Annotated in this window: 17 protein-coding genes; 14 read left to right on the forward strand and 3 right to left on the reverse strand. The window is 62.3% G+C overall.

The features are described 5' to 3' along the window. Nucleotides 1-67: 67 nt before the first annotated feature. A complete protein-coding gene (locus H2052_RS08290) occupies nt 68-3,349 on the forward strand; it encodes an LpqB family beta-propeller domain-containing protein (RefSeq protein ID WP_293780047.1) in 3,282 nt (1,093 codons plus the stop codon). Nucleotides 3,350-3,468: 119 nt separating this feature from the next. On the opposite strand, the gene H2052_RS08295 is transcribed toward H2052_RS08290, so the two are convergent. After that, nucleotides 3,469-3,948 (reverse strand): MarR family transcriptional regulator, encoded by a 480-nt coding sequence (locus H2052_RS08295; protein ID WP_293780049.1) that lies wholly within the window; start codon nt 3,946-3,948, stop codon nt 3,469-3,471. A 132-nt stretch (nt 3,949-4,080) separates the two neighbouring features. On the opposite strand from H2052_RS08295, the gene ectA reads away from it, so the two are divergent. The 13 genes from ectA (at nt 4,081) to H2052_RS08360 (ending at nt 17,919) form a co-directional block, all read left to right on the forward strand. Continuing rightward, nucleotides 4,081-4,752 (forward strand): diaminobutyrate acetyltransferase, encoded by a 672-nt coding sequence (gene ectA, locus H2052_RS08300; RefSeq protein ID WP_293780051.1) that lies wholly within the window; start codon nt 4,081-4,083, stop codon nt 4,750-4,752. Next, the gene (gene ectB / locus H2052_RS08305) at nt 4,749-6,059 is read left to right on the forward strand and encodes a diaminobutyrate--2-oxoglutarate transaminase (protein ID WP_293780053.1); all 1,311 of its coding nucleotides are present in this window, start codon (nt 4,749-4,751) and stop codon (nt 6,057-6,059) included. The genes ectA and ectB overlap by 4 nt, the downstream gene beginning before the upstream one ends. A gap of 12 nt (nt 6,060-6,071) precedes the next feature. Then, nucleotides 6,072-6,485: an ectoine synthase gene (locus H2052_RS08310; RefSeq protein WP_293780055.1), complete on the forward strand. Its 414-nt coding sequence runs from the start codon at nt 6,072-6,074 to the stop codon at nt 6,483-6,485. Nucleotides 6,486-6,505: 20 nt separating this feature from the next. Continuing rightward, nucleotides 6,506-7,420 (forward strand): ectoine hydroxylase, encoded by a 915-nt coding sequence (gene thpD / locus H2052_RS08315; RefSeq protein WP_293780057.1) that lies wholly within the window; start codon nt 6,506-6,508, stop codon nt 7,418-7,420. After that, on the forward strand, nt 7,417-8,853 hold the full coding sequence (locus H2052_RS08320) for an aspartate kinase (RefSeq protein WP_293780059.1): 1,437 nt from the start codon (nt 7,417-7,419) through the stop codon (nt 8,851-8,853). The genes thpD and H2052_RS08320 overlap by 4 nt, the downstream gene beginning before the upstream one ends. A gap of 17 nt (nt 8,854-8,870) precedes the next feature. Further along, a complete protein-coding gene (locus tag H2052_RS08325; protein WP_293780061.1) occupies nt 8,871-10,109 on the forward strand; it encodes an MFS transporter in 1,239 nt (412 codons plus the stop codon). Continuing rightward, nucleotides 10,106-11,467 carry an MFS transporter gene (locus H2052_RS08330; protein WP_293780063.1) on the forward strand — a complete coding sequence of 454 codons (1,362 nt, stop codon included), beginning with the start codon at nt 10,106-10,108 and terminating at the stop codon, nt 11,465-11,467. The genes H2052_RS08325 and H2052_RS08330 overlap by 4 nt, the downstream gene beginning before the upstream one ends. A gap of 18 nt (nt 11,468-11,485) precedes the next feature. Continuing rightward, entirely contained in the window at nt 11,486-11,665 is a 180-nt protein-coding gene (locus H2052_RS08335; protein WP_293780175.1) for an SDR family oxidoreductase, read from the forward strand. A 477-nt stretch (nt 11,666-12,142) separates the two neighbouring features. Continuing rightward, nucleotides 12,143-14,296 (forward strand): catalase, encoded by a 2,154-nt coding sequence (locus tag H2052_RS08340; RefSeq protein WP_293780065.1) that lies wholly within the window; start codon nt 12,143-12,145, stop codon nt 14,294-14,296. Between the two features lie 315 nt (nt 14,297-14,611). Beyond that, nucleotides 14,612-15,109, forward strand: coding sequence for an amidase family protein (locus H2052_RS08345; RefSeq protein ID WP_293780067.1), 498 nt, complete (start codon nt 14,612-14,614; stop codon nt 15,107-15,109). Further along, a complete protein-coding gene (locus H2052_RS08350) occupies nt 15,106-16,284 on the forward strand; it encodes a diaminopropionate ammonia-lyase (protein WP_293780069.1) in 1,179 nt (392 codons plus the stop codon). Before H2052_RS08345 ends, H2052_RS08350 begins: the two co-directional genes overlap by 4 nt. Nucleotides 16,285-16,585: 301 nt before the next feature. Next, nucleotides 16,586-16,756 (forward strand): hypothetical protein, encoded by a 171-nt coding sequence (locus tag H2052_RS08355; RefSeq protein ID WP_293780071.1) that lies wholly within the window; start codon nt 16,586-16,588, stop codon nt 16,754-16,756. A gap of 446 nt (nt 16,757-17,202) precedes the next feature. Beyond that, complete coding sequence (locus H2052_RS08360; protein ID WP_293780073.1) at nt 17,203-17,919, forward strand: ABC transporter substrate-binding protein; 717 nt, start codon at nt 17,203-17,205, stop codon at nt 17,917-17,919. 370 nt (nt 17,920-18,289) lie between these two features. Here H2052_RS08360 and H2052_RS08365 read toward each other — a convergent pair whose 3' ends face one another. Both H2052_RS08365 and H2052_RS08370 read right to left on the reverse strand, forming a co-directional pair. Then, on the reverse strand, nt 18,290-18,619 hold the full coding sequence (locus H2052_RS08365) for a prolyl oligopeptidase family serine peptidase (protein ID WP_293780076.1): 330 nt from the start codon (nt 18,617-18,619) through the stop codon (nt 18,290-18,292). 262 nt (nt 18,620-18,881) lie between these two features. Next, on the reverse strand, nt 18,882-19,562 hold the full coding sequence (locus tag H2052_RS08370; protein ID WP_293780079.1) for a GntR family transcriptional regulator: 681 nt from the start codon (nt 19,560-19,562) through the stop codon (nt 18,882-18,884). Between the last annotated feature and the right edge of the window lie 50 nt (nt 19,563-19,612).

The following is a 19,612-nucleotide window of genomic DNA, read 5'->3' on the forward strand; positions in this document are numbered from 1 at the left end:
ACCATTGGCAGCACCGGACGAAAGTGTGCACTTCTAGAGTGTCGCGAAGGGATCAAGGGAGATGGGGATGACATTCAGACCGGCACTTCGCAGCGCGCTTATCGCAGCCGCGGCGACCAGCTTCGTCGCGATGACGGCAAGAGCGCAGCAGACGCCCGAAATCCTCACCTCGCCCGCCAAGGATGTCACATTGACGCTCAGCGAAGGGACTTGGATGAGCGTGGATGTCAGTCCGGACGGCAAGACCATCCTGTTCGACCTGCTGAACGATATCTATGCCATGCCCGCGAGCGGCGGCGCGGCGAAAGCCATCCTCTCTGGCCCGGCCGTTCAGCGAAGCCCGCAGTTCAGCCCCGACGGACGCAGCATACTTTATCTGAGCGACGAGAGCGGCGCCGACAATATCTGGATCGCCGACCCGGACGGACGAAACGCCCGGCAGATAAGTCGCGAAACCTTTGCGATGGTCACGGCGCCGTCGTGGGCGCCCGACGGCAAGGCGATTGCCGCCACGAAGTCCAGCGCCTCCGTATCCGAGATGCGAACCTCGGAGATCCGCCGTTTCGATCTGGTCACGGGCGCCGACACGCAAATCGTCGCGCCGCCGAGTAGCGGTAAGGATATTCAGGAGCCCCGCTATGCACCCGACGGCCGCGCGCTTTATTACACCGAGCGTGTGGGCGGCACGCATTACGTCTATCACAATCCGGGCCTTTCGAACTTCGTCATCCGTCGCCGCGATCTCGCGAGCGGCGAAACAAGCGACCTCATTTCCGGCTTCGGCAGCGCCACCAGCCCGCAGGTTTCCCCCGACGGAAGGATGATCGCCTTCATCCGCCGGGTGGGCGCGAAAACCGTGCTGTTCCGCTACGATATCGAATCCCGCGTGCAGACGGCCGTCTATCAGGAACTCGATCGAGATCTGCAGGCCGACTACATCGCGCAGGAACACTATTACCCGGCGTTCGACTGGTTTCCAGACAACCTCCACGTCGCGGTCTGGGGCAAAGGCAAGCTCTACAAGGTCAACATGCGGAACGGCGCGGCGGACGAAATTCCATTTCGCGCAACCGCGCGGCACCGCATCCACGATGCGCTGCGCGTAAAGCTCGACCTCGCGCCGCAAGCAATCGATGTGAAGATCATCCGCCAGATCGCGCCCGCCCCTGACGGCAAGACGATGGTGTTCCGCGCGCTCGGGTCGCTCTGGCGACAGGATATGGTGGGCACCGCCACGCCCCGCCGTCTCACGAAAGGCGACGGCGCGGAGACCGATCCGGTCTGGGCACCCGACGGGCGGTCGATCGCTTACGCCGACTGGAACGACGAAACCGGCAGCACCCTCCGCCTGCGGAACCTGCGCAGCGGCAGCGAGCGCGTCATCGCCCACAGCCGAGGCATCATCGGCGAACCGCATTTCTCCGCGGACGGCACCCGTATCGCCTACCGCATCCTCGAACCCGACAGCGCGATGGGCGGCGCGAGCGATCCGAGCGGCCTTTACGTCACCGAAATCGCCGGCGGCACCCCGCGTTTTCTCGCGAAGACCGCGGGCGTCGCGCGCTTCTCGCCCGACGGCACGCGCATCTATTTCCTCGGCCAGCCCGATTACGATGCGAAGCGCGCCGTCATCCTGCGAAGCATCGCGGTGACAGGCGGGGAACCACGCGACCACGCCTATGCCGAAACCGCCGATGCGGGCGATTTCACGTTGAGCCCAGATCTCAAATGGATCGCGTTCAAGGAGGAACAGGAACTTCACCTGATGCCGTTCGCGCCCGATGCCGGGGCACCTTTGAACATCACCGCCAAGGCCAATCCATCGGCGCGGACTCTGACACGCTCCGGAGGCTTTGAGATAGCGTGGAGCGCTGATTCCTCGCGCCTCTACTGGATGCTCGGGCCGAATCTTTTCAGCACTGCACCCAGCGATGCCGGAATCGTCGATTCGCCTGCACGCACGATCGCTCTTACGGCTCCGGCCGATGTTCCTGTGGGAAGCATCGCCTTCACGAACGCCCGTATCCTTCCGATGACCGGCGACGAAGCGGTCATCCCGCGCGGCACGGTCGTCGTTGAGGGCAACCGCATCGCAGCTGTTGGCGCGAATGACAGCGTGACGATGCCGGCAAAGGCGAAGGTCATTGATCTCGGCGGCCGGACGTTGATGCCGGGTCTGTTCGACGCCCATGGCCATATCGATTGCTGTTACGGGACGAGTGCGATGCCCCAAAAGCATCCAACGCGCTATGCGGCGCTCGCTTATGGCATCACGACCAATTTCGATCCTTATGCGAATGAGCTGCCGAGCTACGAAACCGGCGAAATGACGACCGTCGGCAAGATGGTGGGGCCGCGCTGGATCACCACCGGCCACGTCATCTATGGCCGCGCCGGAAAGCCCGATCGTGTTTTCAATCGCATCGAAAGCCTGGAAGATGCCCGCGCCATTTCAAGGCGCAAGGCCGCGATCACCGATGGCGCGATCTTCAAGAGCTACAAGCTGACGACGCGCGCGCAGAAGCAATGGCTGCTGCAAGCCGCGGCGGAAGGCGGCCAGATGGTCGATGCCGAAGGCGCCGGACATTTCTACGACAACGTCAGCATGATCCTCGATGGCTACACCAACCTCGAGCACAATCTGCCGGTCGCCACCTATTATGATGATCTCCTGCAGCTATTCCGTAATTCGCAGATGTCGACAACGCCGACACTGATCGTCACCTTCGGTGAACTGTTTGGAGAAAATTACATCTATCAGCACCAAGAGCCGTGGAAGGAAGCGAAAGTCCGGACGTTCATTCCGGGAGTCAACAATGCCTACAACCCGGTCTCCGGGCCTTCGGACGCGCCGCTCCATGTGCGGGCCATGCAATCGATCCACCAGGCGGACGAACTCTACGATGTCGGGTTCCGTTCGGTGAGCCGCTCGATCAAGCGGCTCGACGACGCCGGTGTGCGGGTGAACGTCGGCTCCCACGGTCAAGCGTCGGGCATCGCGATGCACTGGGAGATGCAACTTCTCGCCGAGGGCGGCATGGCGCCCATGCGAATTCTTCGTGCTGCCACGATCAACGGGGCGAAGACCTTCGGACTTGATCACCAGCTTGGGTCGATTGAACCGGGGAAGCTGGCCGACCTCATTGTGCTGGACCGCGACCCTCTTGCCGATATCCGGAATACGAACAGCGTGCGTTACACGATGGTCAATGGCCGGCTCTATGATTCAGAATCGATGAACGAGATCGGCAATCGTCCCCGCGCACGCAGCAAGTTCTTCTGGGAAATGACCGATCAGAACGGGATCGTATGGAATCCCGCATGGGGAGAGACCGGACGGGAACGCTAAAGTTCGCCGCAGAATGAACGGTGCGCAAAGCGTTCAACACGCAAACGCTGGTTCTCGAAAATCCCCCCGTTTTCGTAGTCTGAATACGGCGGCGCAAAAGGCTAATGATTTTCCTGTGGTCAATCGCGGTCGATGGCGCCCGCATCTATCAACGGCGCCGCATCAATGTCACTGGCACCGAGGACGTTGCTGAGACGTTCAAGTGCGGCAAGGATCATTGCCTGTTCCCAGGCAGGCAACGTCGTGAAGCCTGCGTTGAAACGAGATTGCAGCATGTCGGGCGCTGCCTTCAGTGCCGACGCGCCGGCCTCCGTGATGCGGACCAGGACCTGACGTTTATCCTGCTCTCCCCGTCTGCGAACGACGAGACCACCCGTCTCCAGACGATCGAGAATATTGGTCACGGTCGCATGGCCGAACTGGAGGGCCGCTGCGATGGCGCCTGGCGTAATGTCGTCTCGGCGGGCAATTTCCTGCAACACGAGCATCTGTGAGGGGATGAGGCCGGTTTCGGCTGCCAACCGCCGCCCCCCAAGCTCGCTCGCGCGCAGAATGCGCCGCAAGGCACGCAAGGTTTGATTGGCTACGGTGTCGCTCATTCCTGCTTCGCTAGCGTGGCGACGCTTTGTGAGCCAGTACCATTATATTTCGGTTTAACAAATATAATTTAGCGCCGCCCTGCCGCTTTGCGGAGGGGGCGGTAGCGAACAACGGTTGAAATTTCCGTCTTTGTGCCTATATTCGCGACCAGGCCGGGCAAAAGCGTTGTCGCGTCGGCCCCAAAAAATATTTCGGGAGAAGAAATAATTCAACATCAAGCTAGTAGCGCGCGTTCCGTGCCACGACTTGCTGCGACGGTCGTATCCGACACCCGAGCCGGCAAGGGCATTTCTTTCCGGTCACCTGTCCCCACCGACGGCAGTTTGATTTCGGCGCTGATCGCCGAATGCCCGCCGCTGGATACCAATTCCATGTACTGCAACCTGCTCCAATGCTCGGACTTCGCGGACACGTGCGTCGTTGCGGAGCGCAGCGGCGCGATCGTCGGCTGGGTATCTGGTTACCGGCCGCCTGCAAAGGAGGACCGGCTCTTCGTATGGCAGGTCGCCGTCAGCGAGGCTGCGCGCGGCGAAGGGCTCGGCGGGCGAATGCTTGATGCGCTGATCGAGCGCCCCGCACTTCAGGGCGTGCTGTCGCTCACCACCACGATCACCGACGACAACGCGGCATCATGGGCGCTTTTTGAGAGTTTTGCCCGGCGCCACGACGCAACTCTCCGGCGGACACCGCGTTTCGAGTGCGAACGCCATTTCGGCGGCGCGCATGACACGGAATGGGAAGCCCGCATCGGCCCGCTGCCGACCGCTTATCGAAAGCTTTCCGAAACAAGGGAACTGATATGAAAATGACCACGAAGCCGCAGCCCAGCAAACCAGGACCAGTGCCTGAAATCTATGCGCGGCGCGAATCGGCTGTGCGTAGCTATGCGCGCGCCATGCCGCGGCAGTTCACGCGCGCCGAAGGCGAGTGGATGCACGACAATAGCGGTGGCCGTTATCTCGATTTCCTTTCCGGCTGTTCCACGCTGAACTACGGACACAACCACCCTGTGCTCAAGCAGGCACTGCTCGATTATATCGCTGCGGACGGCATCGCCCATGGGCTTGATCTTCATACCCATGCCAAGGCCGATTTCCTGGAGGCGCTGGAATCGATCGTTCTGCGTCCGCGTGGGCTCGATTATCGCGCGATGTTCACCGGCCCAACCGGCACGAACGCTGTAGAGGCAGCGATAAAGCTCGCGCGTAAGGTGACGGGCCGGGAACTCGTCATCGCGTTCAGCAACGGTTTCCACGGCATGACGCTTGGGGCGCTTGCGTGCACGGGTAACGCGCAGAAGCGCGGCGGTGCGGGCGTGCCGCTCAGTCACGTTTCACACGAACCTTACGATGGCTACCATGGTCCGGATGTCGACACGGCGGCGCTTTTGGAACAGCGGCTTGGCGACCCGTCTAGCGGTCTTGATGCGCCTGCGGCTTTCATTGTCGAAACCGTGCAGGGAGAAGGCGGGCTGAATGCGGCGTCTCCGGAATGGCTTCGCCGCATTGGCGAGATCGCGAAGGCGCATGGGGCGCTTCTCATTATTGATGATATTCAGGCAGGTTGCGGCCGTACGGGGGGTTTCTTCAGTTTCGAAGAGTCCGGCGTTAAACCCGACATCGTTACGCTCGCCAAGTCGCTCTCCGGGATGGGGCTGCCCTTTGCGCTTACGCTGTTCCGGCCTGAACTCGATATCTGGTCGCCCGGCGAGCACAACGGTACGTTTCGCGGCAATAATCACGCGTTCGTGACCGCAGCGGCGACGCTGCGGCACTTCTGGGCTGATCCGGAATTCGTGGAGGGCGTGCAGCGGCGCGGCGACCTGCTTGAACGCAGGCTGGCGGGCATCGCCGCCCGTTATGAGCTATCAACGCGTGGCCGCGGAATGATGCGCGGTATCGATATGGGCTCGGGCGAGAACGCCTCGGCCGTGACCGCGGCCTGCTTTGATCGCGGCCTCATCATCGAAACCAGCGGTGCGTATGACGAGATCGTGAAGGTGCTCGCACCGCTCACCATCGACGCCGACGTGTTCGAAGCAGGCCTCGATATTCTCGAGACTTCTGTCGGCGATGTACTCGCACGAACCTATGGCGTCGCGGCAGAATAAGGAGAAAAGCTGATGATTGTCCGCAAACTGAAAGACGTCCGCGCAAGTGACCGCAACATCCGTTCCAAGGGATGGGAGAGCGCGCGGCTGCTGTTGAAGAACGACGGCATGGGATTTTCATTTCATGTGACACGCATGTACGCGGGTGAAGAACTGAAGATGCATTACCAGAACCATCTCGAGGCGGTGCTGGTTCTGAAGGGGTCTGGTACGATCGAGGATCTCGCGACAGGCGAGACCCACGATCTCGCGCCCGGCGCCATGTACGCGCTCAATGCGAACGATCCACACGTGGTCCGGCCGGCAACCGACCTTCTGACGGTTTGCGTCTTCAACCCGCCCGTGACCGGCGGCGAAGTTCACGATGAAACTGGGGCTTATCCGGCAAATCTGGACGAAAGAGCCGAAGCCGCCGCCACGGCGTGAATACGGCGGAAGGAGAAACCATGACCGATCTTTATCCATCCCGCCGAGCACCGGAGCCCGGCGTATTTCCGCGGCGCGATGCCGTGGTCCACAGCACTTGGACACCCGATGCGCCGCTCAGCCGCGACCAGGCGGAGCAATTCGACCAGCAAGGCTATCTGGTACTGGATGACGTCTTCGGCACGCAGGAGATGGCCACCCTGCAGGCAGAAACGGTACGCTTGCTGGGCGACCCGAGTGGCTTGCAACGCGACACCATGATCACCGAACCCGGCGGCGAGGAAGTCCGCTCCATCTTCGCGATCCATGCGCAAAGCCAGTTGATCGGCAGGCTTGCGTCCGATGACCGGCTTGCGGACGTCGCGCGTTTTCTGCTGGGCGATGACGTGTATATTCACCAGTCAAGGCTGAACTATAAGCCCGGCTTCCAGGGTAAGGAATTCTATTGGCACTCCGATTTCGAAACTTGGCATGTTGAGGACGGTATGCCGAGGATGCGCGCCTTGTCGATGTCCATCCTGCTTGCCGAGAACACACCGCATAACGGCCCGTTGATGTTGATGCCAGGATCCCATCGCACGTTCGTGTCATGCGTAGGGGGAACACCGGACGATCATTACAAAATGTCGCTGAAGAAGCAGGAATATGGCGTTCCGGATGAAGACAGCCTCGCGCGCCTCGCGCATAGACACGGGATCGTGTCACCCATTGGGAAGCCGGGAACTGTCATCATTTTCGACTGCAATATGATGCACGGTTCAAATGGCAACATAACGCCATTCCCGCGCGCGAATGCGTTCATTGTTTACAATGCCGTATCGAACCGTCTGCAAGCGCCATTTGGTGCCAAGACGCCAAGGCCTGAATTCGTCGCGTCACGGAGAGTCGATCCGCTGTTTCCGGTAAGCGACGATCTGGCGGCTTACGCGGCATGACCGGCGCGCACAGCGTCGAAAAGATCGGCGGGACCTCGATGGCCGCGACCGCCACGCTGTTCGACAACGTGTTGGTCGCGGGCCGTTCCGGCTCGGAACTCTACAACCGCATCTTCGTGGTATCCGCTTATGCAGGTATGACCGATCTGTTGCTGGAGCACAAGAAAAGCGGCGCGCCGGGCGTTTACGCGCGTTTTGCCCTAGGCAACGGCGACGATGGCTGGCGCGGCGCGCTCGAAGACGTCCGCACGGCGATGCATGACCGAAACGCGGACATGTTCGCGCGAGTAGAAAGCCTGCGCGAAGCAGACAGTTTCGTGGATCGCCGTATCGATGCGCTCCGGGCCTGCCTCGACGATCTTCACCGGTTGCGCAGCCATGGGCGCTTTTGCCTGAAGGAGCAACTCATCACGGTCCGCGAAATGCTTGCCGGGCTGGGCGAGGCGCACAGCGCGCACAGTACCGCCCTGCTGCTGCGAGACCGCGGTATCAATGCCGTCCTCGTCGATCTGACACAATGCGACCAGAACGATATTGATACGCTGGATGCTCGAATTCTCAAGGCATTGGAGCCGATTGATCTGAGTACGCAGATGCCGATCGTCACCGGTTATGCGGGCTGCGAGGGAGGTATGATCCGACGCTACGCACGCGGCTATTCCGAGATGACGTTCTCGCGGCTCGCTGTTCTCAGCGGCGCGCGCGAGGCGATCATTCACAAGGAATTTCACCTGTCGAGCGCCGATCCGAAACTTGTCGGAGTCGATCGCGCGAAAAAGATCGGCCGGACGAATTATGACGTTGCCGATCAGCTCGCCAATCTCGGGATGGAGGCGATTCATCCCCGTGCCGGCAGAGGTCTGAGACAGGCGGAAATTCCGCTGCGCGTGCGCAATACGTTCGACAGGAAGGATGAAGGCACGCTGATCTGCGGCGACTATGTATCGTCAACGCCGCGCGTCGAGATCGTCACAGGCATCCGAACCATCCATGCGCTTCAGTTCTTCGAACAGGATATGGTGGGCGAAAAGGGATATGATGCCGCGATCCTCGACGTGCTGACACGGCACCGCGTCTGGATCGTCAGCAAATCATCGAACGCGAATACCATCACGCATTATCTCTCCGCTTCGTCCGAAGCAGTGGCGCGCGTCATCGCGGATCTCGAGGAGCGCTATCCTGGTGCCACGATTTCGACGCAGACCGTCGCCATGGTTTCAGTGATCGGGAGCGATATTTCCGAGCCGGGCCTCGTACCGCGCGCCCTGAACGCCCTGGCCGACGCCGGGATCGTCATGATCGCGATGCAGCACCAGATCCGGAATGTCGATGTGCAGTTTATCGTCGGCTGCGACGATTATGCGCGATCGATCACGGCGTTGCACGCGGCGCTCGTCGAACGGAGCAGCGGAGCGCATCAGGCGGCGGCCTGACGTCGGAGGTCACGGCCTTGCTCGCATCACTCCTGCCCGTCCGCAGCCTGCTCACGGCGATCTTCGTGCTGATGGCGGGCGGCGGCGTGTTGTCGACGCTGACGGGTGTGAGGCTCGAGGAGAGCGGGTCGGGAACGCTCCAGATCGGGCTTGCCGCAACCGCCTATTTCGCGGGGCTGACGGCCGGCTCGCTCCACGTGCATCGCATCATCGCGGGTGTGGGGCATATCCGCGCGTTCACGGCGTTCGTGTCGCTGTTCTCCGCGAGCACACTTGCTTATGCGCTGCATCTCGATCCATTTCTGTGGAGCGCTCTGCGTTTCATCGATGGGCTGTGCATCGCAGGCGTGTTTGTGTGTCTCGAAAGCTGGCTCAACGAACGGGCGGCGCCCGAAACGCGCGGGATCGTACTCGCAGGGTACATGATCGTGCTCTATTCGGGTCAGGCGCTCGGCCAATTCCTGCTTGGCATCGGTGGGGCGGGATCAGTGCTTCCTTTCATCGCTGCGTCGATTCTCATATCGCTCGCTGCCATTCCCGTGGCGCTCACACGGATCGCGGCGCCCACCATGGGCGCAGACGAGCCGCTTGCGCTCAGGCGGCTCTACAGTATCTCGCCGCTCGGCATCGCCGGCGCGACGGTCACGGGACTCATGATGGGGGCGTTTTACGGCCTCGGTGCGATTTACGCGCGCCGGCTCGGCATGGATCTTGCCGCGACCGCAACGTTCATGAGCGTCGTCATTTTCGGAGGCGTCGCACTGCAATGGCCTCTCGGCCGGCTGTCCGACACGTTCGACCGCCGCGTCGTGATCGTCGGCACGTTCGGAGCGGCGGCACTGACGAGCGGAACACTCGCCTTCATGACCGTGCCGGGCGCCGCGCTGCTCGCCGTCGGCGCGCTTTTCGGCGGTTTGGTCTTCGCGCTTTACCCCCTTTGCGTCGCACACACCAATGACCATCTCAGGCCGGACGAGCGCGTTGCGGCGAGCGGCGGACTCGTGCTGTTCTATTCGGTCGGTGCCGCGGCCGGTCCAATCGCCGGCGGCGGCGCGATGGCGTTTGCGGACAATGCCTTGTTCCTGTTTCTGGCTGCTTGCGCAGCAGGCGTGCTGATGTTCGGGCTGTGGCGTCTTCGCGTGGCGGCGCCGGTACCGGGGGCTGAACAGCAGGCCTATCAAGTGCTGCCGCGCACCACGCCGATGGCCGCGGCACTGGATCCGCGCGGCTCTGAAACAATGAAGGACGCGTCATGAGCATTTCCCGAACGGACAATCCCGTCGGCGGCGCGGTGCCGCCCGGCGGAACCGAAAATGTCCCGCCCGGCGTCCTGCGCCGTGCGATCACTGCCTCCGCTGTCGGCAATGCCACCGAGTGGTTCGATTATGGCATCTATGCCTACGGCGTCTCCTATATCTCCGCGGCGCTCTTTCCCGGCAGCGTTGAGGAGGCGACTCTGTTCGCGCTTGCCGCTTTCGCGATTTCCTTCCTTGTCCGACCGCTCGGGGGACTGTTCTGGGGGCCGCTGGGCGACCGGCTGGGCCGTAAGACCGTGCTTGCGTTCACAATTCTCATGATGTCGGGCGCGACCTTCGCGGTGGGGCTCATCCCGACCTACGACAGCATCGGCCTATGGGCGCCGGTCCTGTTGATGCTGCTGCGGATGGTGCAGGGTTTTTCCACCGGTGGAGAATATGGTGGCGCCGCCACATTCATGGCCGAGTACGCGCCCGACGACAGACGGGGCTTCTGCGGCAGTTTCCTCGAGGTTGGCACATTGGCCGGCTTCTCTTTCGGCGCATTGCTGATGCTCGGCTTTTCACTCTGGCTCGGCGATGCGGTGATGCATGATTGGGGTTGGCGCATCCCGTTCTTCGTGGCCGGTCCGATGGGTCTTGTCGGTATGTACCTGCGCTCGCGCATGGAAGACACGCCGATCTTTCGGGAAATCGAATGTGCGGGGCAACAGGAGAAAAGCACGGCTGTGGAGCTGCGTCACCTGCTGCGCGACTATTGGCGTCCGCTTGTGGTGATGGGCGGCATGGTCGTCGCGCTGAACGTCGTCAACTACACGCTGCTCAGCTACATGCCGACCTATCTCCAGCGCCGGATCGGACTGTCGCCGGATGATGCGCTGATCGTGCCGATCATCGGCATGCTGTTCATGATGGTACTGCTGCCTTTCGCTGGCGCGCTGTCGGATAGAGTTGGCCGCAAGCCGCTCTGGTGGGCGTCGCTCATCGGCCTGTTCATGGCGGCCGTGCCACTCTACCATTTGATGGGGACCGGCGTCACAGGCGCCGTTGTGGGCTTTCTGCTGCTCGGGATTCTCTACGCGCCGCAGCTATCCACAATTTCCGCTACGTTCCCCGCGATGTTCCCGACCCAGGTTCGCTTCGCCGGTTTCGCGATCTCCTATAACGTGTCCACCTCGCTGTTTGGCGGCACGGCGCCTGCATTCAACAGCTGGCTGATCCAGATAACCGGGAATACGCTCATGCCGGCCTATACAATGATGGCCGCCTGCATAGTTGGGATGATCGCCGTGAACTCCCTCGCAGAAACAGCCGGCACTTCGCTAAGAGGGACGGTCAAACCATCCCTGCGACGCTAATGAAGCGTCGAGACGGATATTGTACGGGAAGCTGACGGTGCGCTGGCCAAACAGATGATGTCGGCCCCGGCCGCGCTGCGTCGATGCGGCACGCCCGAGGAGGTCGGCGACGTCGTGGCCTTTCTTGCCGGCCCGGGCGCCCGTTTTCTGACAGGCCTTGCCGTGCCCGTTTCGGGCGGCTTCCCGATGGGGTTGTAAGCCTGCCTCCTTTGGAGGCGGGGCCAACAGCGCAAGCGCTCGTTTGACTTGAGCCTCTCCGGGCGCAAGCCGCCGGAGGTCGCGACGGCGACGCCGAGAAAACGGCTTCGGCCACGTTAGGCTCGGTGGCGGGAACTGCGTTTACTGGGCGAGCAGGATCGCGCGCGTCGCGGCAAGCCCGGACAATTCGTCGAGCGGCCGCACGATCAGGGCTCGGCAATCGACAAGTCGCGGGTATCGAGAACGGCAGTTCCCGAAGTGCTTTCCCGCGCATAGTGCAACATCCGTCACATTGCGAGTCGTTCGCATGGAACATCGCTTGCTGATGCGACTTCTGCATACAGTCCCAAACGAGGAGTCACAATGCCGAAGGCAAAGCACGCCGACGCGATCGCGCTGCTGAAGGCGGGAGCGCGGACAGCTGCGCGATGATCCTGGCCAACCAAACCCAACTTAAGCAAAACTAGGAGAGGCATCATGGCCAGCAAGGTAAAGAAGCCCGGCGAGTCCCAGAAGCAGGCGGCGAAGCCGCCAGGCGCGAAGATCGAGACCGCCTATGCCGAACCACAAGGGGCCGGCGGCGAGACGCATCAGGTGGCTGGCGGTGACGTCCCTGCGCTGACCACCGCACAAGGCGCGCCGGTTGCCGACGACCAGAACTCGCTGCGCTACGGCGCGCGGGGTCCGACGCTCCTGGAAGATTTCCATTTCCGCGAAAAAATCTTCCACTTCGACCATGAACGCATCCCGGAACGCGTGGTGCACGCGCGTGGCTATGGCGCGCACGGCTATTTCGAACTGACGAAATCGCTGTCGAAGCTCACGCGCGCCGACGTCTTCCAGCGCGTCGGCGAACGCACGCCTGCCTTCGTGCGCTTCTCCACCGTCGCGGGCAGCAAGGGCTCGTTCGACCTTGCCCGCGACGTGCGCGGCTTCGCGGTCAAGGTCTATACGAAGGAGGGCAACTGGGACATCGTCGGCAACAACATCCCGGTCTTCTTTATTCAGGACGCGATCAAGTTCCCCGATCTCGTCCATTCGGTGAAGCCCGCGCCCGACCGCGCCTTCCCGCAGGCGCAATCGGCGCACGACAATTTCTGGGACTTCATCTCGCTGACGCCTGAAAGCCTCCACATGATCATGTGGACGATGTCCGACCGCGCGATCCCGCGCTCCTTCCGCTTCATGGAGGGCTTCGGCGTCCACACCTTCCGCTTACTCGACACGAGGGACCGGTCGACCTTCGTCAAGTTCCACTGGAAGCCGAAGCTCGGCCTGCAATCGGTCGCATGGAACGAGGCGGTCAAGATCAATGGCGCCGACCCGGACTTCCATCGCCGCGACCTGTGGGATGCGATCAGCAGCGGCGATTTCCCCGAGTGGGAACTGGGCCTCCAGATCTTCGACGAGGACTTCGCGGAACGTTTCGCCTTCGACGTGCTCGATCCCACCAAGATCATCCCCGAGGAGGAAGTCCCGGTGCAGGTGGTGGGCCGCCTCGTGCTGGACAGGGTGGTGGATAATTTCTTTGCCGAGACCGAGCAGGTTGCGTTCTGCACGCAGAACGTCCCGCCAGGCATCGATTTCTCGAATGATCCGCTGCTTCAGGGCCGCAACTTCTCTTACCTCGATACGCAGCTGAAGCGGCTAGGCAGTCCCAACTTCACGCATCTTCCAATCAATGCGCCCAAATGCCCGATGGCACATTTCCAGCAGGACGGGCACATGGCGATGCGAAACCCGCAAGGCCGTGCCAACTACGAGCCCAACAGCTGGGGTTTGGAGGGCGGGCCGCGCGAGGACCCGGCGCGCGGTTTTCGCAGCTTCGCCGCCGAGGAAACCGGTCCCAAGACGCGGCTGCGGCCCGAAAGCTTCGCCGATCACTACAGCCAGGCCAGGCAGTTCTACATCAGCCAGACGCCGATCGAGCAGAAGCATCTCGGTGACGCACTGGTGTTCGAGCTGAGCAAGTGCGAACGTCCCGACATTCGGTCGCGCGTCGTTTCGCACCTGCGCCATATCGACGGGAGGCTGGCGACGAGGGTGGCAGACGGGCTTGGCCTGCCGCTTCCCGATCCGGCAAAGGCCGCGCGGTCCACGATCACCGACTTGCCGCCTTCGGACGCGCTCAGCATCGTCAAGAACGGACCCGGAAGCTTTGCGGGCCGCAAGCTCGGTATCCTCGTCACCGACGGTGCGGACGCAGCGCTGTTCGCCGCGCTGGTCTCGGCGGTGAAGGATGAAAAGGCCGTCTATGAGGTGGTCGCGCCGAAGATCGGCGGCGTCACGCTGTCAGACGGCACGAAGGTCCCTGCGCACCAGAAGATCGACGGCGGCCCGTCCGTGCTGTTCGATGCCGTGGCGGTGCTCGCTTCGAAGGACGGCGCCACGCTGCTCGCCGGCGATGCAACAGCGAAGGACTTCGCGACCGATGCCTTCGCCCATTGCAAATTTATCGGCTACTCGCGCGAGGCGATGGTGCTGTTTGAGAAGGCCGGACTAGCCGATGATCTCGACGAAGGCTGCATCGAACTCGCCGGCGCGCGTGACGCAGGCGCCTTCCTGAAGGCCTGCGGCGCACTGCGTCTGTGGGAACGGGAAAAGAGGGTCGATCTCGATGCCCCGGCCTGACCATGGAGATGCATGACATTGCCGATGCGATACCGCGACGGTGGCGGATGGAACGCCTTATTTATTGAGAGCGCCCCTGCTTACGGAGCGGTTGCGGCCCGCCAAAGACAGCGAGTTCATCAGGTGTCCGTGCAGGCGGCTTCTCCACCATCGGGCGGCGGCGGCGTGGCGGCTGTAGCCAAGGATCGTTCCGCTGGCACTTACCGGATACCGGCTACCGCTACACGGCGCGATCGCCGGAGGCAGCTTCTTGCTGCGATCGCCCACCCGCACCGCTGCGCATTGCACTGCTGACGGCAGGCCTACGCCGATACTGTGAAAGCCGGCGCGATCGCAGCCGCCATACTGCACACCTTTGCGAAGCGCTGGGACATAAGGGGCCAATCGCCATCGATTTCGATGCCAACGATCAGCCCCGAGGCGTATCTCGCCACGCTCGACCACATGAACCTGTTCTGCCGCCGTATGGCACACGCCGCCGATGCGTTTGACGCGATCATCTCCCCGGTCTTCGCCTCGCCGGCCCTGCCGCATGGCGTGCTGTCGCATGATCGCAGCGTAGACTCGGTGGCCGAATTCTTCGCCGACGTGTTCCGCCGCGCGGCGTTCACCGTGCAATACAACCTCACGGGGCAGCCCGCGGTGAGCGTGCCGCTGCATGTGCTTGACGGATTGCCGATTGGCACGCACATCGCCGGTCGACCGGGCGGTGAGGAGAGCTTGCTTTCGCTTGCCGCCACGCTTGAAAGCGCACGGCCGTGGCGGGACACGCGGCCGGCGGTCTCCGCCACACGAACCGGAGTTTCCACATGACCGAGTTGCTTTTGAACCCGCTCAAAATCGCCCATCCGCAGGGCGGTCTTTCCGCCGACGCGCATCTCGAACCGATAGCGATGCTCGCCGCCTGCCCCGCCTATGCGCCGACCCCGCTGGTTCGGCTGCCGGGGCTCGCGCAGCGGCTCGGCGTTGGCCAGGTGCTTGTGAAGGACGAGAGCAAGCGCATGGGGCTCGGCAGCTTCAAGGCGCTGGGCGGTGTCTACGCTGTGTTCAGCGTCGTGCGCACGCACGCCGAGGCCGCGCTCGGGCGTACGCTCGATCCTGCCGAACTCGTCGGCGAAGAGGTTCGCGCCGTCGCTTCGGACATGCATTTCGTTTGCGCCAGCGACGGCAACCACGGCCGCGCCGTGGCCGCGGGTGCGCGTCTCGTCGGCGCGCGCTGCTCGGTCTATCTCCACGCTGGCGTCACCGAGGAACGCGCCGACCATATCCGGAGGCAGGGCGCGGCGATCGTGCGCGTCGATGGCACTTATGACGATTCGGTGGAGCAGGCACGGCGCGATGCGGCACGCACAGGCGCCATCCTCGTTTCCGACACCGCGGACGCACCCGAATGCGCGGACGATCCGCTGCCCGTTCGCGTGATGCAGGGCTACACCGTGATCGCCGAGGAAATCCGCGCGCAGCTCTCTCCCGGCGAGCGGCCGACGCACCTGTTCGTGCAGGCCGGTGTCGGCGGGCTTGCCGCGGCAATGGCCAGCCGGTTCGGCAGCATCCCCCACGCGCCGCGCATCCTTGTCGTCGAGCCGGACAGCGCCGACTGCCTGCTGGAAAGCGCCCGCGCTGGCAGCGCGACCGAGATCGCGCACAGCGCGGAGACGATCTTCGCGATGCTCGATTGCCTGCGCCCTTCGCTGCCGGCATTCGCAATCCTGAAAGACCGTGTGGATGCCTTCATATCGGTGGCCGACACCTATGCCGCCGAAGCCGTCCGCAGCCTCGCCGCCCCGGCCGAAACAGACACCGCCATCCGCGCGGGCGCATCCGGCGCGGCCGGCCTCGCCGGTGCACTTGCCGCCAACACCCTCGCGTGGCGCGAAGCTATCGGCATGAACAGCGATTCCACCCTGCTTTTCATCATCACCGAAGGCGTGACGGATGAAGCCGAGTTCCGGCGGCTGACCGAAGTGCCCCAACGCGTCGAAAGATAGACAGACTGGATCGCCACCAGGACCATGGACGGCAACCGGCTTGCGCTCCGGCTGCGGCAGCCGACAGTCGCAAAGAGTAGCGACCGATGAGCATCGTCATGATCCCATTGCGGAGATCACTGTTCCGTTCAGGCCCGAGCGATGGGTTCTGGGCAGGCGTGATGTTTATGGGGCTGCACCCGCGGCGAGCCCGGACAGAAAGGCCACGTACTTCTGAAGTTTTTGCGCAAGGCATTGGATGCGCACACGCTGGTTCCTGAGAATCCTGCGATGTCGCTGCCACTGTTGCCGCATGCGGAAGATGGACCGGCGCCAACTCGGGCGGCTGGTCAAACTCTCGTGGCTGTCGCCGTCGATCATCGAACGCATCCACGCTGGTGATATCCCGCGTGGCCTCACGCGCTCACGACTTCTTGAAGCCGATCTTCCGCTCGACTGGGACGAGCAGGAGCGCGCGCTCGGCTTCTGCTGAGCACATCTTCCTTCGCATCACCGCGACATCACGAAAATGACCGTGCGCGAATTTAATGCGCCGCAGAGACACGCGGCGAAAATCGCACTAATTATGCAGAAGAGACGCGTCTCTGAAAATCGGCCGCAACACCCGGCTCCGCAAACGCCGCAGAACTGCGGCCCTCTCGGGCCGCTCCCCGTGAGAACACGAAATCCAAAGTTTTTGAAAATGTATGGTGCGTAACGCAGTCCATAGCTCGCAGAGCTCGAGGCAGTATTTTCAGTGATCTCTGGGAATTTACAGGGAAAACTGGGCAATGAACACGGAAACCACATAGCATGGCTTACGACAGGCCCTGGATTTCTGCCGTTCCCACGCGGAGTGGGCTGTTTCGGGAACAGGGATGTAAGCGCCTCTAACAGGGAAACGTCATCAACCGATCAGAGACGCCGCTGCCTGCCGAGGTGCGGATTGGCTACCTGAAGCTCGCCAACGCCCAGCTCGTCGCCAAGGCCCAAGGCCTGCACGAAAAGGCGATGTGCGTGCCGATCAGGTGGATCGGGTTCGAGACTGGCGGCCAGGTCAATGCCGCCATTGCTGCGGGAGAGATCGATTTTGGCGCCATGGGCGGGCCCCCGGCCAGCGTCGGTGTCACCCGAGGACTGGGTTATCGGGGCATTCTCCTGCTCAACATGCTGCAAGGCGTCGAAGGCCTAGTGGTCAGGCCAGCCATCGCAACGCCTGCGGACCTGGTGGGAAAGCGGATCGCCACGCCATTCGGCTCGACCTCCCACTATCTCCTCAATGTACTGCTGAAGCAGGCCGGTCTATCGCCCGACAGCGTCAGCCTTCTCGACATGACCCCCGATCAGGCCGCCTCGGCGTGGGCAGCCGGACAGATCCACGCCGCCTACGTCTGGGAGCCAGCTATCGGCCGGATGGTGGCTCAGGGTGGCAAGATACTGATCGACAATTCGGAGATGGCCCACCGCGGCTATCCCATGTGGGATATCTCTGTGGTCAGCGACACCTTCGCTCGCGCTCATCCGGACCTGGTCGCCAACTATGTCCGCACCGAGTGTGCTGCCATCGACACCTGGCGCGCTTTCCAGATCCATTTACGACATGGCCGTCTTCCTGCGCGACAACGGCCGCACCCAAAGCCTTGCCCAACCTGCTGACTATGAAGCTCTGATCGATAGGCGCCATCTGGTGGCACTAAATGCCTCGACGCGCTGATATAAAATCATTGCTGCATGCCTCAGCTCGGCTCCCCGGGAGGTATCAGCCGAGAAATCCGCTCTCCGCTTGACGAACCCCTCCTCCTCGGAGCTTCAGTTCAGGCCGCACGCAACCGCAACTCTGCCGAGGCGGCACCGGGCGCGGAGGTGATGTTCCCGGTGGGTCGGCCAAACTGGAAATCTTGGTACACGACCGCCGACAAAGCCGTCATTCCCAGCCTCGGATTAGCTCCCCAAGAGCTGCCATACATTCAGGTGCTCGCCGATGGCGGCAACTGGGCCGGAAGCCGATTGGCGGGTTGTGGTTGGCCTACCGGTCGAGTTCGCTGTCGGCGTGGATCAGAGGCATTGGGTCAGCTTCGGATGGTTTGGCCCCGTCATCGGCTGTGCCGGTGCGATAGTGTTCGAAGAAGGTGAGCGTCCGCGCAATCATGTCCGGAGCGTTCAGCGTCATCGAGTGGGTGTCGCCCTCGTAGATGTGTAGTGCGAAGGGCGTGCCGGCCTTGTTCAGCCCCTGCGCCACGTCGAGCGCGTCCTTGACCGGCACGCGCCAGTCGGCAGTGCCATGAAACAGGATAGTGGGCACCTTGATCTCATGGCCTGTGGCCTTGTAAATCAGCGAAGGCTTCCTTCTTCGCATCGAGTGCGTGCCACCCTCCCGACTGTCGAGACCAGTCGTTCAAACCCATTTGTCGACGAGACGTGCATATTGCCTTGCGCTCGAGTGAACGAGACAATCGATCCTGCTTGGGAATATCAAGTCACGGGTCGTTCCGCTACGCCTCCCAAGCCGTGCGTTTAGGCGCTTGCGTACCTTTCCCGAGTTTCATGCACTGTTCTCGGCTGTGCAGACGGAACCTAGCAGGTGAGAGCGTGGCGGTCACTTGCAATCCCGTGTGCGGTCATCGCAGGAGCTCATCCGGAAGGTCAGCAAAAAGCGCGGCGGTGCGGCGCACATGCGCTCGCATTCGCTGTTCGGCGGCCTCACCGTCACCTTTCAGAATGGTGTTGAGGATGCCGATGTGATCTTCGCGCGAGTGGCGCCATATGGTCGGCGACATTAGCCTGAAGAATATCGAGCGCAGCTCGGGAAGCTGCATTTGTACCAGTACGCGCTCGATGACGGGGCTTTCCGCCGCATCGACGACAAGTTGGTGCAGATGCTCGTTTGCCTCCATCAGGATAAGGCCGCTGTCGTCGACATTCCGCAGCGATTCCTCGTCAAGCGCGCGCTCTATTGATTCGAGGTAAGGCGAGGTGGCCGCACGCAGCGCCGCGCGGCGCGCCGCAAGACCTTCCAGAAGTTCGCGAACTTCGAAAACCTCGGCCATCATCGCCTTCGAGGCTCGCGCCACGACAGCACCTTTGTTGCGCTCGATCGCAACCAGACCTTCAGCGGCCAGCAAGCGCAGCGCTTCGCGTACAGGCCCTCGGCCAAGGCCCGTGAGGCTGCTGAGCTCGCTTTCCACAAGGCGCTGGCCGGGCGCGAATCGTGCTTCGAGAATCGCACCGCGGATGAAAGCCGCAGCCCGGTGTGCCGGCGATTCTTCCTTGTCGAGCGAAGTCATGGTCGTTGAAATCATGCGCCAATTTTCTCCTAGCCACCCACAAATAAAGGCGGGTTGACGATTGT

It is taken from the genome of Sphingosinicella sp. (assembly GCF_013911755.1).
Taxonomy (GTDB): Bacteria; Pseudomonadota; Alphaproteobacteria; order Sphingomonadales; family Sphingomonadaceae; genus Sphingosinicella.

What these genes read in the sequence shown, in the direction of transcription:
- H2052_RS08290 (WP_293780047.1), top strand. Translation starts at nt 68, where the DNA reads ATGACATTCAGACCGGCACTTCGCAGCGCGCTTATCGCAGCCGCGGCG.
- H2052_RS08295 (WP_293780049.1), bottom strand. Translation starts at nt 3,948, where the DNA reads ATGAGCGACACCGTAGCCAATCAAACCTTGCGTGCCTTGCGGCGCATT.
- ectB (WP_293780053.1), top strand. Translation starts at nt 4,749, where the DNA reads ATGAAAATGACCACGAAGCCGCAGCCCAGCAAACCAGGACCAGTGCCT.
- H2052_RS08310 (WP_293780055.1), top strand. Translation starts at nt 6,072, where the DNA reads ATGATTGTCCGCAAACTGAAAGACGTCCGCGCAAGTGACCGCAACATC.
- thpD (WP_293780057.1), top strand. Translation starts at nt 6,506, where the DNA reads ATGACCGATCTTTATCCATCCCGCCGAGCACCGGAGCCCGGCGTATTT.
- H2052_RS08320 (WP_293780059.1), top strand. Translation starts at nt 7,417, where the DNA reads ATGACCGGCGCGCACAGCGTCGAAAAGATCGGCGGGACCTCGATGGCC.
- H2052_RS08330 (WP_293780063.1), top strand. Translation starts at nt 10,106, where the DNA reads ATGAGCATTTCCCGAACGGACAATCCCGTCGGCGGCGCGGTGCCGCCC.
- H2052_RS08340 (WP_293780065.1), top strand. Translation starts at nt 12,143, where the DNA reads ATGGCCAGCAAGGTAAAGAAGCCCGGCGAGTCCCAGAAGCAGGCGGCG.
- H2052_RS08350 (WP_293780069.1), top strand. Translation starts at nt 15,106, where the DNA reads ATGACCGAGTTGCTTTTGAACCCGCTCAAAATCGCCCATCCGCAGGGC.
- H2052_RS08355 (WP_293780071.1), top strand. Translation starts at nt 16,586, where the DNA reads ATGGACCGGCGCCAACTCGGGCGGCTGGTCAAACTCTCGTGGCTGTCG.
- H2052_RS08365 (WP_293780076.1), bottom strand. Translation starts at nt 18,619, where the DNA reads ATGCGAAGAAGGAAGCCTTCGCTGATTTACAAGGCCACAGGCCATGAG.
- H2052_RS08370 (WP_293780079.1), bottom strand. Translation starts at nt 19,562, where the DNA reads ATGATTTCAACGACCATGACTTCGCTCGACAAGGAAGAATCGCCGGCA.